The organism is Galactobacillus timonensis, from assembly GCF_900240265.1.
GTDB lineage: Bacteria > Bacillota_I > Bacilli_A > Erysipelotrichales > Erysipelotrichaceae > Bulleidia > Bulleidia timonensis.
In genome coordinates, this window is record NZ_LT964739.1 from 1,722,049 (window position 1) to 1,739,295 (window position 17,247).

The window sequence follows — 17,247 nt, forward strand, 5'->3', positions numbered from 1 at the left end:
TTATGAAAATCAAGGACATGTTTGAAAAACCAATTGATCGTGAGATTACAGGCGTAATCAAGGTCGGGCAGAATGCTGAAAAGGATAAGGAACAGGAACTGGAAGAGTACGTTGTTACCAGAGAGCTTGCGAAGCACTTCCATGAATTCTTCGATGTGTATGCAAGGTCTATCAATACTCCAACAGATCAGATGGGAGTCTGGATTTCCGGATTCTTTGGCTCTGGTAAATCACACTTTTTAAAAATCTTGTCTTATATCCTTGACGATGAAGAAGTGGATGGAAAAAGAGCAGTTGATTACTTCAAGAACAAAAAACTAATTGCAGAGAGTCCTATTGATATGGGAAATATGGTTCTGGCCAGCAATACTCCTACAAAGGCGATTCTTTTCAATGTTGATTCCAAGAGCTCTGCTTCTGCAAAGGCTGACAGCAATGCCATAGTGAATACTTTCAATCGTGTCTTTAATGAAAAATTAGGCTATTTTGGCGCCAATCCTGCATTAGCGGATCTGGAAAGAAATCTTGATATTGAAGGAAAATACCATCAATTTAAAGAAACCTATCAGCAAATCACAGGTGTGAACTGGCTTGATGATAGACGTAAGTTTATGCTGAGACGCGGCAAGGTAGTAGAGGCTTTGGTTCGGATGGGGTATATGAACCGTGAAGAGGCTGATCTTTGGGCGAAAGAATCAACAACTTCAAACTATCGCTTATCATCTGATGATTTCGCTCAAATAGTTGAAGATTATATTAACCGTACTGGAAATAGAGTAGTATTCCTGGCAGATGAAATTGGACAGTTTATTGCAACAGATACCAATTTGATGCTGAATTTACAGACGATTACCGAAGATCTTGGAACGCATTGTAAAGGTAAAGCATGGGTAATCGTAACCGCACAGGAAGACATTGACTCCATGGTGGAGAATATTCACGGAAATGCCAATGACTTTTCTAAGATTCAGGGCAGATTCAGTACGAGACTATCGCTTTCTTCTGTAAATGCCGATGAAGTTATCCGTGAACGAATTCTGAAGAAGAATGAGAATGGAACAGAGACTTTAAAAGCTCTGTATGAACAGAAGGAAACACAGATTCAAAATGTCGTAGATTTCCGCGATACGGTGGAAATGAAGAAGTATAAGAATGCGGATGAGTTTGCGGCTGTTTATCCCTTCCTTCCTTATCAATTCAATTTGCTGGCAAGCGTTCTGAATGCGATCCGTTTGAATAGTTCAACTGGCAAACATCTGTCAGAAGGTGAAAGATCAATGCTTGGTGCTTATCAGGAAGCTGCCAGTTCAGTTATGAATCAAGAAGAGGGAGTCTTAATTCCTTTTTATCGTTTTTATGACGATTTAGTAAGATTTCTGGATCATACGCACAGTATTGTCATTCAGAGAGCGGAAGATAATGAAAGAATCAATCCTGCACATGAACAGGATAATTTCACCGTGAATGTATTAAAGACGTTATTCCTGTTGAAGTATGTAAATGGAATACCTTTGACGGTAAACAATATCGTCAGTTTCATGGTAGACAATGTAGATTCAGATCGCATTGAAATCAGGAAAAAGGTTGAGGAGTCTTTACGTCTTCTGGTTAATGAAGCAATGGTTTCTAAACTTCAGGATCATTATGAATTCCTGACAGATGAAGAACAGGATATTAACCGGCAGATCCGTAACAGAGAGGTTGCACCAAGTGAAGTGATTTCTTCTATTGGCGGATTAATTACAAATAATATCTACACAGATACACGTTATCGGGTACAGAGATTCAATGGAAAATATACCTTTGCTTATAATCTGACAATAGACAATCAGCCTTATAGAAGCCCTAAGGATGCAGAAATCGGTGTGAGAATCATTACTCCTCGTTATGATGGTGATCATTCTGATAATGCTTTGTCATGGCTTTCTTTCCAGAACAAAGAAGTAATCTTAAGGTTGCCAGCAGACAATATAGAATATTACGAAGAAATGCATAATTCCCTGCAGATTCTAGACTATCTAAGATCTGTAGCAGATCCGAATAAAGGAAGATCTACATCAATTCGTTCAGAAAAGAATGAACAGGCTAAAAAGAGCAATGACGCTGCACTGGATTCTTTTAATGATGCGATTGGAAATGCAGATGTATTTGTTAATAACCAGCTGGCAGATGACATTACAACAAAGGATGCATCTGCAAAGATTTCAGCTGGTCTGGAGAAACTTGTAAGCAACGTATTCTATCGTTTGGATTACATAGATGAATCCAAGGATGATTCAGATATTCGCAACTTAATCAAGACTGCTACAAGAATTGAGAAGATTGATTTGACGCCAGGTTTGAAATCTAACGCAAGAGCAGTTAAGGATATGAAAGATTACATGGATATGAACACAAATGCTCATATAAGTGTATCCATGCGCTCTTTAGCAGAAAGATATAGCGCAGCACCTTATGGCTATATTGAGTCTGATATTCATTGGCTTGCAGCAAAACTGTTTGTGAGCGGCCAAATCAACGCAACTATAGAAAAGTCTCCGATCTCTCTTTATACAAAATCCGCTGATGATTTATGCAGTTATTTTGTAGGAAGAAGATATGAAGATAAGCTTCAGTTCCATACAAAAGGTATAGTTGATCCATTAGCTGAAAAAGCAGCGAAAGAGATCTCCAAAGAATTATTTGGCGCAACAGAAGTCACTACTGACACAGACAGACTGATGGTGAATTTTCAGGAGCATGCAAAATCTCTTCTGGGAGAATGCGAAGGCTATCTGAGAGAATATGATTCTAATCCAAGATTACCGGGACAGGATGTTGTTAAAAGTGGTATTGCTTTATTAAAAAAGATTATGGCAGCAAAAGACACTGATGACTTCTATTCCATTCTCAAGAATCAAAAGAATGATTATATGGATCTCAGTGAAGATCTTAGTGCAGTAAAGACATTCTTCAAGGGATCAACCCTGAAAGATATCTTTATTAATAAGGGCTTAAAGGCAATCGATCTTTACGAAAATAGTAAGGTTTACATTACAGATAAATCTATCAGTGACACAGTAGAACAGATTAGATCTATTGTTGAAAGTAGGTCTCCTTATGAACAGATCCGAAAGATTAAAGATCTGTATGATACCTTCATCCTTAAATATAATGAGGTTCTTGATCAGAAGCTTAATGATATTAAACCGGTTATTGATCAGAACGAGACAACCGTCTTAAATGCGTTAAGTAATAGATGGTATAAGGATCAATTCGAAGCCAGAGTTAAGACAGATTATAAGAATCTAAATGAACGTGCCAAGAAAGAAACAGATATTTCTGTTCTGCTTGGCTATCAGAATCAGGCATCGGCAATCTGCATGAATTACCTGAATCATTTCGCAGAAATGCCCGAAAAAGATCCTTCTATTCCAAGCGAGAAAGATGATTCTGAAGGTGATGTTACACCGCCTGTAGTTGAAAAGAAAACGAAGACTTTGTTTGCTAAGAACATCACATCTTCGCAGTGGGTTATCACTAATGAGGAACAATTGAATCATTATATTGAACAATTAAAAAATCGTTTAAGACAAGAATTAGAAGACTCTGATGAAGTGGATCTGAAGTTCTAAGCATAAAGGGGAAAGCAGTATGAATAAATCGGCAATAAAAAACTTTGCAGTCTGGGCAAGAAACAGACTGATGAATGATGTTAAAACAATTACAGGAATGTATGGAATTACTGAAAAAGGTATTTCCGATCCATTACCTGCTTCTACAAGCCAGATCCAGTATTTTGATATTGGTACGAAGCAACCAGTATCACTGACTGGAGAAGATATAACAAGTAGAAAGAACATTGCCAATAGTTTAAAACAAGCCGCAGAAAAGTCCGATTATTCAACTGCATATAATCTGTTAATTGAAACGACTGCATCATCCTGGTTTAACCGTTTAGCTGCCATTCGCTACATGGAAGTAAACGATTATTTTGATGATGGATTAAGAATGCTTTCTTCCTCAGAAGAAGGCCTGGTGGATCCAGATATCGTTGCTACTCCGTTTAATTCAGATCTTGAATTTACCGATGAAGAAAGACAGCAGGTTATTGCCTGGAAGAATAACAACCAGAACAATGAATTGTTCCGCTTTCTCTTATTAAAGAGATGTAACCGGCTTTCACAATCCATGCCTGGTTTATTTGAAAAGAAGAATGATTCTTCAGAGTTTCTACTAAGACCAAGCTATATCGATCAGGATGGAGTCATTTATCATCTGACACATGATATTGATGAAGATGACTGGAAAGACCAGGTACAGATCATTGGGTGGCTGTATCAGTATTACAATGCAGAACTAAAGGATGATACCTTTAAGCAATTAAAAAAGAACAATAAGATTTCCAAGGAAAGAATCCCATCTGCTACGCAGCTGTTTACACCAGACTGGATTGTTCGCTACATGGTAGAAAATTCCCTTGGAAGAATTTACATCAATCATCGCATTATTGATGGTGTTTATGCCGATGGACTTGGTCTTGATGAAATGACAGATGATGAGATCTCTGAAAATAGGATCTCATCAGAAAAAGTAATTGCTGATCAGTTTGGGTGGAAATACTTCATCCCGGAAGCACACCAATCAAGAATAATTGAAGAGCAATTTGACAATGAGTGGAGAGCAGAAAAGCTGGAACCAGAAGATCTAACTTTCATTGATCCATCAATGGGAAGCGGCCATATTCTGGTCTATGCTTTTGATGTGCTCATGCGGATCTATCAGTCATATGGCTATACAGATAGAGATGCAGTCAGATCAATTCTTACTTATAACCTGTATGGCCTGGATATTGACGAAAGAGCATATCAGCTTGCTTATTTTGCAGTATTAATGAAAGCAAGACAGTATGATCGTAGGATTTTATCCAGAGGTATCGTTCCACATGTTTACGCCATCGAAGAAAGCAATGACATTAACTACGCTCATCTCAAATATATTGGCAATAAGCTTCCTGATTCAGAGAGAAAGAATGGTATTGCAGAGCTTGAAAGGCTTCTGGATGATTTCAGAGATGCAAAGATTTATGGATCCATTATCAAAGTACAGAACTATAACTTTGATTCCTTAAGAAAACTCCTGGATGCAACAGACAGCGGTATTGGATCAACAGTTAAAGAAGAAACAATCGGAATTGAAGATAACATCGCAAAGATCAGAAGAATCATAGACATCGCAGAAGTGATGCAGAGAAGATACATGGTTACTGTTACTAATCCACCATACATGGGCGGAAGCAATATGAATGCCAAGTTATCTGCATATGTAAAGAACAATTATCCGGATTCTAAGTCAGATCTTTTCTCTGTATTCATGGAAGTTTGTTCAAGACAGATCAAACAAAATGGTTTGTATGCGATGATTACGCAGCAATCCTGGATGTTTCTTTCAAGTTTTGAAAAGTTGAGAGAAAAGATAACAGGTAATACAACAGTAAATATGGTTCATCTTGGAGCCAGAGCATTTGATGATATTGGCGGTGAAGTAGTACAGACTACCACTTTCGTCAATTATGGGAAGAGATATCCAAATTATAAAGGCGCATATATTCGATTGGTTGATTTTAATGGTGAAGAACTACAACGCCAGAAAACTCTGGAAGCAATATCCAATCATAACTGTGGCTATTACTATGAGACCTGCAGTGATAACTTTGCTAAGGTACCTGGAATGCCGGTGGCATATTGGATTAGCAAAAAAATATTAGATTCTTTTACTAAGGGAACAAAAATCGGAGATATTGTTGAAGTGGTTACAGGAATGTCTACAGGTAATAATGATGAATATCTACGTGTTTGGTCAGAGGTGAGTTTTAATAGAATTGCGCTATATAAGAGTGACATGAGCTCTATAGATCTTTCAACTACTCCTTGGATTCCATATAACAAAGGGGGAGAAGCTAGAAAATGGTATGGCAATAACAATCATATAGTTAAATGGAGTGAATCTAGTCATTTTCACAGAGCAAGACCAACATTTAGTCATTTGTATTTAATGGCTGGAATAACATGGTCTTTTGTGACTTCAGGAATGTTCTCTGCCCGATATTATCCTAATGGCTTCCTTTGGGATGTGGCCGGTTCACCGTGTGTCATAAATGATAGGGATACTATGCTTTATGTCTTAGGGTATTTATCCACCAATATTGCAAATCAAATTTTGAAGATCATAAATCCAACATTAAATTGTCAGGTGATTGATATTCAACGAACACCAATCTTGTTAAAAAAAGAAGTTGAGAAAAATGTGGATTCAATTTCAAACTTTTGTATTCGTATTTCTAGAGCGGAGTGGGATTCCTTTGAAACTTCATGGGACTTCAAACGTCATCCTCTTCTTCCAAGACTAGCAACAGGAAGCGAAGCAGTGTTTATTGATAAAGGCAATATCTTTGGCAGTCTTACTTATTCTAGTAACAGGATCAGTGATGCATTCAAATACTGGAAAGAAGAGTGTGATAATCGCTTTAATCAGCTGAAGAGCAATGAAGAAGAACTGAATCGTATCTTCATTGATATCTATGGTTTGCAGGATGAATTAACACCAGAGGAAGATGACAGCGATGTTACTGTACGTAAAGCTGATCTGACACGTGATATTAAGTCATTGATTTCCTATGCGGTTGGCTGCATGTTCGGTCGTTATTCTCTGGATGAGGATGGATTGGTTTATGCGGGCGGTACCTTTGACATGAACAGGTATCATATCTTTATTCCTGATAATGACAATGTTCTTCCTATTACCGATGAGAAGTATCTGGATGATGATATTGTTCATAGGTTCTGTGATTGGACCAGTGTTGTTTATGGAAAAGAGACTTTGGAAGAGAATCTGGACTATATAGCTAAGGCATTAGGGGATAAAGAGGGTACAAGCAGAGAATGCATTCGGAATTATTTCTTGAATGAGTTCTTTAAAGATCATTGTTCAACATATTCAGTTACTGGTAGTGGGAAACGCCCGATTTACTGGTTATTTGACAGTGGAAAGCAGAATGCATTCAAAGCATTGGTCTATATGCACCGCTGGGATGAGAATACGATTGGACGTGTACGTCTCTATACACATGAAATCCAGAGCAAATATGAGACTGAGATGAAGACCGTTGAGGCTGATATTAATCAAAGCACTGATAATCGTCAGATTGCCCGTGATGAAAAGCGTCTGGATCATCTGAAAAAGCAGGTGGTTGAAATCAAGGAATACGATGAAAAGCTGGAGCATCTTGCGGCTGAGCACATTACGATTGATTTGGATGATGGTGTAAAGGTGAATTACGAAAAAGTACAGACAGATCGTAATGGGAAGAAGTATCAGATACTTGCGCCAATTAAGTAATTGAACTGTTTCATTTATGAAGTGAAATTAAAGGAGGAATGCATGATGCCTGAAGACAAAGCAGTAGAGCAATTAAAGAACTCACTTTTACATTTAAGAGAGGGAGATACTGTTGAACTGAAGAAATCATCTGATCTTCCTACTTCTTTCTGGGAAACATATTCTTCTTTCTCAAATACCAATGGAGGTCTGATTGTACTTGGTGTTTATGAGCAGAAAGAAGAAAATGAAATTCTTGGTGTAAACCATCCGGAACATATTCTTGAAACGTTATGGAATAACTTTTCTAATCCGGAAAAGGTTAGCTTCCGGACTGTGAACAATCAGGACGTATCTACTGCTGTTATAGATGATAAAACAGTTGTTCTGGTTCATGTCAATGAAGCTCCAGACGGCAAGAAGCCTGTTTATATTAACGGAAAAATGGAGAATTCCTATATTCGTACTGGCGATGGTGACCGTAGAGCAACCAAAGATGAGATAGCTGCATTTTTGCGGAATGCAAAACCGGGAATGGATGCCCTTGCTGCAGATAGATGCACCATGGAAGATCTTGATGATGATTCTATACTGGTGTTCAAGCAGATTGTTAACAGCAGATTTCCAAAGAAGAAGTATCTGGAAATGAATAATCTGGATTTTCTCATTGAAATCGGCGGCTGTATCAAGAACCGTGCAACAAATAAGATTGAAGTACTAAGAGGTACCTTGCTTTTCTTTGGAAGGGTAAATTCAATTAAAGAATATTACCCTCATTTCCATTTGGATTACTTCAACCGGAAAGGGAATAACCCCAGATGGATTGATCGAGTTTCAGATGATGAGCCCGGCGATGTTGAAATGAATCTTTTCAATTTCTATCGCATCGTAGATGAAAAACTAAAGAATCTGCTTATGGATTCATTTAAGCTTGATGAAAACCAGGTAAGGGTTGCTCCCTCAGATTTTGATGAAACCATCCGTGAATGCCTTGTTAATTGTCTGGCACATGCTGACTATGCACAGGGGTATCCATCATTAAAGATTGAAGCATATGACGGATGGTTTCGGTTCTTTAATCCTGGACAAATGCTGATATCAGAAGAACAGTTTAGACTTGGCGGAGATTCCAGGCCAAGAAACGAAATTGTAATGAAAATGTTCCGGTTAATCGGTGCATCCGAAAGACAGGGATTTGGCGGCCCATTGATTTTTAAGGCTGCCCAGAGAAATGATTTCAGGCAGCCGGAAGTGGATACTAATCTGGAACATACGGAAGTGCGTGTATGGGATATAGATCTGGCTGATTCTTATCCTGAACTTACTTCTACTGAAAAGAATGCTCTGCGATATATTACAAAAGGAAGGGGAGAAACCTCCATAAAAAATATCAAAGAAGTGACAAAAGTGAACGACTATCAAACGCGAAAGGCTTTGAAGGTGTTGGAAGATAAAAATATTATTACTAAGGTTGGAAATGGTTCTTCTACAAGATATGTATTAAAAGAAGGATCCAAGGAATTTGTTACTCAGCTGCAGATCCTTCTGGATGTCCTGAAGAATCGAGCGTAATAACGGGATCATTTGATAATCATTTGAAATCCTTGCGGATTTTGAACTGGGAGTGCAGAAAAAGGCTTAAATAAGCAGGATACATACATCACGAATCATTTGATGATCATTCGATGATCATTTGAAGATCATTTGAATGGTTAAAGTACAGGTGAAAATATGGATGAATTAAATCTTTCAGAAATAGAAAAAAAACTAAATACAGTATTTGAGTCTGGCGAAAGACTTGTCTTCTGGTATGATCCGGAAGGCTCTTTTGTTGATTCTGTAAATCACCTAAATCTGAAAGATGTAAAGATATGGCATCTGACTGAGAAAAATGCTTATCGAACCAAACTGCTGCTGGAACACGAAGATTCAGAAAGTAAGTATTTGATCTATGCACCGTTTGAAAAGCCGGATGCTGCACATAACCATCTGGAAGATACAGTACTTTATTCTAAACGATTCTATGCGGACAGACTATCTTTGATAGTTGCTGATATTGGTTTACCAGATTCCTTTCGGAACAAAATCTTGAAACTTTCTGCATTCTTTGGCATAGGTAAAAAGCCAACTAAAGCATGTAACGTTCGTACAAATGAATTTATCGAAACAGCAAAAGAAATCAATCTTGCAGATAAGGAACCTGAATTTGCATCAATCCTTGCCATGTGCATTATTAGTAAGGCAAAAAATATTACTGAGGATGATCTATTCTATGCTGTACTTTCTTCTGGAAATATTGAAGAACAGACCATCATTAAAGAATTTGAAAATTTAGGACTGGCAGAAGACTTCTGGGATCTTTGTGAAAGCAGATATGGATATAACGATCCCAAGGCAACATTACTGAAGTTTGTACTATCACTGTTTGCCGTTTACACAGCAAAAGACCTGTCCAATCCACCTGCTTCCTGGCGAATATTCAATCAGTCGGGAATGAAAGAAAAGGCTTCTTCCATCAGTGTACTGCTTGAGAACATGATGAATAATGTCAGATATCAGGCATACTTTAATAATCTATCTGATCTTGCTGCTAATAGATTAAATGCGGAAACATTTCTCGCCAGCCAGCCAATTGAAGAACTTCTGAAGGTACAGTCTTTTCGTATTGTAGATCAAGAAATCATTCACTGGATCATTGATCGTGAAAGAGCGGAAGAGCAAAATGCATCTTTGAATGGTTTTGATATTCCATCAATCTGTGAGATGCGTACTAAGATGCATTTTGGTTCAGAGTTTGAACGGGAATATGCATTATTGTTAGCAGGATATCATCTGCTGTCTGCTTCCGGCTATAAACCAAAGACAGAATTAAAGAATCAGATTGTTTCTTATATAGAAAATGACTATCAGATTGACAACAGCTATCGCAAGTTAATCTATGCACTGGACAGTATTGAAGACACATCAAAATTTGAAGATCTGATTACTTTGCTTCAGAATATTTATCAGAATGACTATCTGGAAAAAAACGCACAGGCATGGAATTGTGCGTTTGAAAATAATAATTTTGAAAAGGTTATCCCTACACAGAATGATTTTTATAGAACCTATGTTTCTGGAAAAGGAAAGACGGTTGTCATTATTTCCGATGCACTCCGTTATGAAACGGGAAGAGAACTGGCAGGTAAGCTTACTCAGGATCCAAACTGTGATGTAAAACTGGATGCGATTATGGGACCGATTCCTTCCTATACCGATCTTGGCATGCCTATGCTGCTGCCTCATCATCAAATGGATATGACAGAGAACTATGAGGTACTTGCAGATGGTATGTCGACAAAAGGCACACTGGCAAGAGAAAAGATCCTGCAGAAGCGTGAGCCGAATTCAACAACCATGCAGTATGAGGATGCAGTGAATGCTAAGGTGATGGATCTAAGAGCTAAGATCACTGGAAAACAGGTGATCTATATTTATCACAATACAATTGATGATACAGGTGAGCATCATAACGAAAGAGATGTTTTCACTGCATGTGATAGGGCTATTAGTGATATTTTCAGTCTGATTAAGCGCATGTCTAAAGGTTGCAATGTCCAGCACTTTGTAGTTACAGCAGATCATGGCTTTATTTACAGCCGGAAGAATGTAACTGAAACAGATAAACTGGAGAACAAGGCATCAAAGAGTGCAAAAACAGACCGCCGTTTCATTATTGACCAGGAAAAGCTTGAGGCGGATGGCGTATTCTGCATGTCACTTGGAAAATCACTTAATAACGATGATCCCAGATGGGTGATGTTACCAAAAGGAATGAGTGTATTTAAAACACAGGGCGGCGGCATGAACTATGTACATGGAGGCTCTTCCCCACAGGAGCTGATCGTACCTGTGATCAATATATATACACAGAAGGGAAAAGTCGATACAACGGATGTTACACTTACACTTGTAACTCCGATTCATAAAATTACTAATCTGAAAGTAAAGCTGAAATTCTTCCAGTCACAAGCAGTCAGCGATACGGTAAAGAAAGCATATTTCAGGATTCACTTTGAATCCGAGGATGGAGAGATGATTTCTAATGAAGTCATCATTTCAGCAGATTCAACTGATCAGAATCCTACTGCTAGAGAATATGAACTAACATTTAACTTCAAGAGAAAGTCTTATGATAATAACGAGCATCGTTATTTCTTGAAGATTGTCAACGATAAGACAGGAGCTGAAGTGCTCAGCAATCAGGTAATCATGGATCTTCCATTTACCAATGATTTTGGTTTTTAAAAATGGGGTACATCAATGACAGAAATACAGGAAATAGACAAAAGAGAAGTGATCAAGGCGAAACTGCGGCAGGGCTTTGATGGAAAAATTGTAAGAAAGGATTTGACGCAAAAAATCAAGGAAGGAGCAAATGTTCCTACCTATGTTCTGGAGTTTCTTTTAGGACAATACTGCAGCTCAGATGATGAAGAGATTATCCGGGAAGGCGTAGAAACTGTTAAAAAGATTCTTGCAGATAACTTTGTGCGTCCTGATGAAGCAGAAAAAGTTCTTGCGTTACTGAGGCAGCGGGGAAGCTTTACTGTCATTGATCGTATTTCTGTCATACTTGATTTAAAGAATGATGAATACAAAGCTGAGTTTTCTAATCTTGGATTGAAATATATTCCTGTAGATGAAGAATATCCATCAAAATATGATCGCTTACTTTGTGGTGGAATCTGGTGCATTGTACAGCTTTCTTATCAGTATGATGAAGAAGACAAAAAGGGATCACCGATTCATATTGATAAGCTGACACCAATTCAGATGCCGCATGTTGATATCAACGAATATAAGCAGGGCAGAAAGGCATTCACAGAGGAAGAATGGATGGATGTCATCATGCGGTCTGTCGGAATGGAGCCTGATAAGCTTTCTCTGCGCGAAAAATGGTTACTTCTTGCTAGAATCATTCCGCTTGTAGAAAATAATTTCAATCTCTGTGAACTTGGCCCCAGAAGTACTGGCAAAAGCTATATCTATAAGGAAATTTCTCCTAACAGCATTCTGGTATCAGGAGGACAGACCACAGTTGCAAATCTCTTTTACAACATGTCTACCAAGCAGATAGGTCTTGTAGGCTTATGGGACTGTGTAGCATTTGATGAGGTTGCAGGAATTAAGTTTAAAGATAAAGACGGCGTGCAGATCATGAAGGATTATATGGCATCCGGATCCTTTGCTCGCGGCAAAGAGGAAAAATCTGCAACAGCATCCATGGTGTTCGTTGGCAACATCAATCAAAGTGTTGATGTATTGCTGAAAACATCCAGCCTCTTTGATCCATTTCCGCCGGAAATGGGAACGGATACTGCATTTCTGGATCGTATGCATGCGTATATCCCGGGCTGGGAGATTCCAAAGTTCAGACCCGAGCATTTTACACAGGACTATGGATTTATTACAGACTATTTTGCAGAAGTGTGCAGAGAACTTAGAAAAGAATCATTCGGAGATTCTATCGAAAAGTACTTCCGCTTAGGAAATAATCTTAATCAGCGGGATACCATTGCTGCCCGCAAGATGGTTGATGGCTTCATCAAGATCATGTATCCGGATGGAGAATTCACGAAAGAACAATTAGAAGAAATTCTCAGACTTTCACTCGAACTGCGAAGAAGAGTCAAAGAACAGCTAAAAAAGCTTGGTGGCATGGAATTCTATGATGTGAATTTCAGCTACATTGATAATGAAACATTCGAAGAAAAATATGTAACCGTGCCTGAACAGGGCGGTGGAACACTGATTCCTGAAGGGGTCTGCAACCCAGGACAAGTCTATACCGTATCAAGAGGATCGAATGGAATGATTGGCGTATTCCGCTTGGAAAGCCAGATGCTGCCTGGAAATGGTAAATTTAAAAATACAGGATTAGGTACAAATCGCAGCAGCAAGGAAGCAGTAGAGACAGCCTTCAACTGGTTAAAGGCTAATGCTTCTCGTATCAGTGGGCATGTTAGTACTACGAATAAGGATTACATCATTGACTACAGAGATCTGCAGGGAATTGGCATGACAGATAAGCTTACATTGCCTACTGTTATTGCTATCTGCTCTATTGCTATTGGAAAGCCAACAGTTTCTTCTTTAGCTGTGCTTGGAGATATTAGCATTGCTGGTACTGTCAGCAAAGTTGATAACCTTGCAGATACATTACAGGTATGCCTTGATAGCGGTGCAAAAAAGGTGTTGCTGCCTATTACTTCTGCAACGGATCTTGGAGCTGTGCCAGCAGAACTTGTTGGAAAGTTTAATCTGATTTTCTATCAAAACGCAGAAGATGCAGTGTTTAAAGCTTTGGGCGTTGAATGATCTGCACTTAATCCTTTGTGAACCAAATCCTGTTTAGTTTTGTGCTTTCTTTTGCGCCATCCTTTAATGCCTGTTTCACTGCCGATGCCATTTATAAATCACTTATGTGTAAAGGCGAACATCATCAGCGGCGGCAGAATGATGACCGCACTGGCCACCATGACCAGGGACCAGTTGGTGCCGTAAGCGTCGCCTTCAATGAAGAATGCGCGCAGCCCCTGGGAGATCATGTATTTCGACGGATCGTTGGTAACCAGGGACATTCAATCTGATCTGCCAATGACCATTTCATATGAGGCGTAACACGGGGCAGGATCATTGATGACTTCAAATTTCATCTGTTCATTCATGCGTCGTTCCACCTTTTGCTGTAGTTTGCACACTGCCGACAGCTTCTCAGAAGGGTACCTTCCGTCATGCTTTCAAATATTTTTATTGACATCGCACCGGTGAAAATGGATAATTTGACACGTGTTCCTGCGGTAAGTCGTCCTGAGTTCTGAGTTACAGATCCTGGAAGATGAGGCGGAACAGGTGGACTATGAAAAGACTGGACATCGTGTTATTCACAATGGAATGCGGTTACGCAGCAGAATACCTGATGACAGAGGTGGAAACTATCCGGATGAGATAGCAGGGTGCCGTTGCTTGCGACGGCACTTTTCTCTTTCACCCGCGGTTCTAGGCGGGCGGGAATCAAGATCAGAAAGGAACACGAAAACGATGGCAAAACATGCAACTGCACCAACACCGCATATCAGCGCAAAAGTCGGTGATATTGCAGAAACAATTCTTCTTCCGGGCGATCCGCTGCGGGCGAAGTTTATTGCGCAAACGGCGGATTTGCGGACGCGGAGCGTCGGCACTTTTGGAACCGCCTCGACGGAGACCGCGACGGTACCAAAACGGCGTAGCTGAAAAGTAAATATGTAATCTATGATGAAGCTGTACGAAAGAGCAATCGTGCAGCTTTTTCGTCATAGAAAGGATGGCAACCTATGTCGAAGGTACCAGAAAAGGAATCAAAGATTCTGAAAGCCTCACGGTACATTGAGAAAGGGCAACTGTCGCAGGGGAAAATCGCTGCGGCCCTCCACATCTCAAAAAACCACGTATCCATCATCGCGAGAAAAATGGCTGAGAACGGCTGGACATCACAGGATGTTGAATCCATGAGCGAGGAACAGAGAAAGGAGGTGTTCAAACGGAAAGACCTTCCGGAGCCTGCAGTAAAAAAAGAAATCTTATATGCAGAGCCTGACTATGAGTATCTTTGCCGGGAATTATTAAAACCTGGTGTTAACAAGGCGACACTTCACGAAGAGTATGTTGAAGATTGCAGGCGCGCAGGTCTGGTGCCTCTTCAGCTGACGCAGTTTAAGGTCCATATGAATGAGCATCTGCAGACAAAATCATTTTCAGAGATCATCCATCACAGACCTGGGGAAGAAACGGAGGTGGACTGGACCGGTGATCCGGCGCATTGGCATGATCCGGATACTGGAGAAGTGGTAACTGGATGGCTGTTTGTGGGAGTGCTCCCATTCAGCGGATACGGTTATGCGGAAGTGTTCCCGGACATGAAACTTCCTAACTGGATCATGGCGCATGTACACATGTATGAATACTTTGGCGGCACGACCAGAGTGCTTATCTGTGACAATCTTAAAACCGGCGTTATTAAGCATCCGGTTACCGGCGATGTGATTCTCCAGACAGACTATGAAGCGTTTGCCAACTACTATGGAATGGTAGTTGAGCCGGCGCGTGTTAAGAAACCGAATGATAAAGGCACGGTTGAAAATCTTGTTGGTAATCTAGAGAGTTACATTCTTGCAAAGCTTCGGAATTTCCAGTGCTTCTCCATTGGGGAATACAATGCGGAAGTTCGAAAATATCTGGATAAATTCAATGCGAAGCCATTCCAGAAAAAAGAAGGGAGCAGGCTGAGCTCATATCTCGATTATGAACGTACAGAGATGATTCCACTTCCTTCTGTTCCGTATGAGTACTATCAAAAGAAACTTGCCAAGGTCCAAAGCAACTGCTGTATCAGTTATGCGAAGAATTTCTATTCCGTACCCTATCGGTATATTGGCAGTACTGTGATACTGCGAATCTATCACAATCATATTGATATCTATTCCGGGGACGAAAAACTCTGCAGCCACGGCTTAATCGTTGGTCGTACGGGCTTATACGTGACAGACAACAGTCATTTTCCTCCTCATAGTTCTAACTATGGTGATTGGAACAGCAGCCGCTTCCACAGATGGGCAGAAGACTATGGCCCGTATACATATGAGGTGATCGACAAATTGTTTCGATACGGAGGCGCTGAGCAGAAATACTACAACAGCGCCCGATCCATATTAAAACTGGCAGATCTGTATTCTCCGGCAAGAGTTGAGCAGGCGTGCCAGCTAGCACTGAAACACTTCAAGCGTCCAGTCTATAGGAATATTAAAGCGATTCTTTATGCCGGACAAGACTTGAAAGAGGCGCAGATACAGGACCAGAATTCTGACACAGGCAAACAGCGCGAAGAGAAATCGCATGTCCGCGGAGCAGCTTATTATGCCAAGAAATAAGAAAAGCTATACCAGCCTGACGGCAGTTATAGAGAAACTGGAACGGATGAATCTCGACGCCATGGCGGAGCAGCTGAAAGAAATGGATAAAAGCGGCGAGCTCACCAGTAAAAGCCCCCTTGAAGTCCTGGATCAGCTCATATCATTTCAAAGTGTTGAGAATCAGAACAATACAACGGAAAGATATAAAAAGAAGGCAAAGCTTTACTCTCCCCTGGCGGATTTGCAGGATCTGCTGTATATTCCTTCCCGACATATTAATGCGGCGCTGGTGGATCAGCTGGCAACCAATCAATATATTGATAACAGCAGGAACGTAATGATCACTTCAGCAACGGGATGCGGAAAAACATTCCTTGCGTGCGCACTTGGCAATAATGCATGTGAACACCAATATACGGTTCGTTATTTTACAATGGCCGAACTGCTGGAGGGATTTCGAATCGCGGAGGCCAGAGGAAAGTATGTCAAGTTCCTGAGACAACTGGCAAATACATATCTGATTATCATTGATGACTTTCTGTTAACCAGCGTAACAGATCGTGATGTTGAATATCTTTATCGCCTTGTCGACAGCAAGCCTCTTAGAAATCATCCGAGATCGTTTATTATCTGTTCTCAGCTGATGAAGGATGAAATGTATACAAGACTAGGAGTGAGATCCACAAGCCTGGCAGACGCAATCATCAACAGACTGGTTTCCAAGGCATATGACCTGGAAATACAAGGGGATTCTATGCGGGAGATGGACATTACTGCTGAACTCGAACGCATCAGGGCAGCGCAGACAATAAAATAGTCGGAAAGAAGCTCAGCCTCTAATGATGGCTGAGTTTTCTATTTTTTTAGTACCAAACTGCCGTCGCTGCGGTACCAATTTACCGCCGGCACGGTTCCATTGATTGCCGTCGACGTCTCCCCAAAAGTCCGCTGTTTGCGG

At 40.1% G+C, this 17,247-nt stretch carries 9 protein-coding genes; 8 read left to right on the plus strand and 1 reads right to left on the minus strand.

Annotated features, from left to right (window positions below):
• Positions 1–2: 2 nt before the first annotated feature.
• The 5 genes from brxC to brxL all read left to right on the plus strand — a co-directional run bounded on the left by brxC (position 3) and on the right by brxL (position 13,716).
• Positions 3–3,614 (plus strand): BREX system P-loop protein BrxC, encoded by a 3,612-nt coding sequence (brxC, locus tag C1714_RS08210; RefSeq protein WP_102342725.1) that lies wholly within the window; start codon positions 3–5, stop codon positions 3,612–3,614.
• Positions 3,615–3,633: 19 nt separating this feature from the next.
• Positions 3,634–7,377 (plus strand): BREX-1 system adenine-specific DNA-methyltransferase PglX, encoded by a 3,744-nt coding sequence (gene pglX / locus C1714_RS08215; protein ID WP_102342726.1) that lies wholly within the window; start codon positions 3,634–3,636, stop codon positions 7,375–7,377.
• Positions 7,378–7,422: 45 nt separating this feature from the next.
• On the plus strand, positions 7,423–8,928 hold the full coding sequence (locus tag C1714_RS08220) for an RNA-binding domain-containing protein (protein ID WP_167849985.1): 1,506 nt from the start codon (positions 7,423–7,425) through the stop codon (positions 8,926–8,928).
• Positions 8,929–9,087: 159 nt separating this feature from the next.
• On the plus strand, positions 9,088–11,643 hold the full coding sequence (gene pglZ, locus C1714_RS08225; RefSeq protein ID WP_102342728.1) for a BREX-1 system phosphatase PglZ type A: 2,556 nt from the start codon (positions 9,088–9,090) through the stop codon (positions 11,641–11,643).
• 15 nt (positions 11,644–11,658) lie between these two features.
• On the plus strand, positions 11,659–13,716 hold the full coding sequence (gene brxL / locus C1714_RS08230; RefSeq protein ID WP_102342729.1) for a protease Lon-related BREX system protein BrxL: 2,058 nt from the start codon (positions 11,659–11,661) through the stop codon (positions 13,714–13,716).
• Positions 13,717–13,814: 98 nt separating this feature from the next.
• On the opposite strand, the gene C1714_RS14045 is transcribed toward brxL, so the two are convergent.
• Positions 13,815–13,979: a hypothetical protein gene (locus C1714_RS14045; protein WP_167849986.1), complete on the minus strand. Its 165-nt coding sequence runs from the start codon at positions 13,977–13,979 to the stop codon at positions 13,815–13,817.
• A 460-nt stretch (positions 13,980–14,439) separates the two neighbouring features.
• Here C1714_RS14045 and C1714_RS14260 point away from each other — a divergent pair, with 460 nt between their 5' ends.
• From C1714_RS14260 to C1714_RS08245, 3 genes are all read left to right on the plus strand, one after another.
• Positions 14,440–14,634, plus strand: a complete 195-nt coding sequence (locus C1714_RS14260) for a hypothetical protein (RefSeq protein WP_210115325.1) — start codon at positions 14,440–14,442, stop codon at positions 14,632–14,634.
• A gap of 80 nt (positions 14,635–14,714) precedes the next feature.
• A complete protein-coding gene (gene istA / locus C1714_RS08240) occupies positions 14,715–16,307 on the plus strand; it encodes an IS21 family transposase (protein ID WP_102342730.1) in 1,593 nt (530 codons plus the stop codon).
• The gene (locus tag C1714_RS08245) at positions 16,294–17,106 is read left to right on the plus strand and encodes an ATP-binding protein (protein ID WP_167849987.1); all 813 of its coding nucleotides are present in this window, start codon (positions 16,294–16,296) and stop codon (positions 17,104–17,106) included. The genes istA and C1714_RS08245 overlap by 14 nt, the downstream gene beginning before the upstream one ends.
• The last annotated feature ends 141 nt before the right edge of the window (positions 17,107–17,247 follow it).

Coding starts and splice junctions, on each gene's coding strand:
- C1714_RS08245 (WP_167849987.1), top strand. CDS start 16,294: ATGCCAAGAAATAAGAAAAGCTATACCAGCCTGACGGCAGTTATAGAG.
- C1714_RS14045 (WP_167849986.1), bottom strand. CDS start 13,979: ATGTCCCTGGTTACCAACGATCCGTCGAAATACATGATCTCCCAGGGG.
- pglX (WP_102342726.1), top strand. CDS start 3,634: ATGAATAAATCGGCAATAAAAAACTTTGCAGTCTGGGCAAGAAACAGA.
- brxC (WP_102342725.1), top strand. CDS start 3: ATGAAAATCAAGGACATGTTTGAAAAACCAATTGATCGTGAGATTACA.
- C1714_RS08220 (WP_167849985.1), top strand. CDS start 7,423: ATGCCTGAAGACAAAGCAGTAGAGCAATTAAAGAACTCACTTTTACAT.
- C1714_RS14260 (WP_210115325.1), top strand. CDS start 14,440: ATGGCAAAACATGCAACTGCACCAACACCGCATATCAGCGCAAAAGTC.
- brxL (WP_102342729.1), top strand. CDS start 11,659: ATGACAGAAATACAGGAAATAGACAAAAGAGAAGTGATCAAGGCGAAA.
- istA (WP_102342730.1), top strand. CDS start 14,715: ATGTCGAAGGTACCAGAAAAGGAATCAAAGATTCTGAAAGCCTCACGG.
- pglZ (WP_102342728.1), top strand. CDS start 9,088: ATGGATGAATTAAATCTTTCAGAAATAGAAAAAAAACTAAATACAGTA.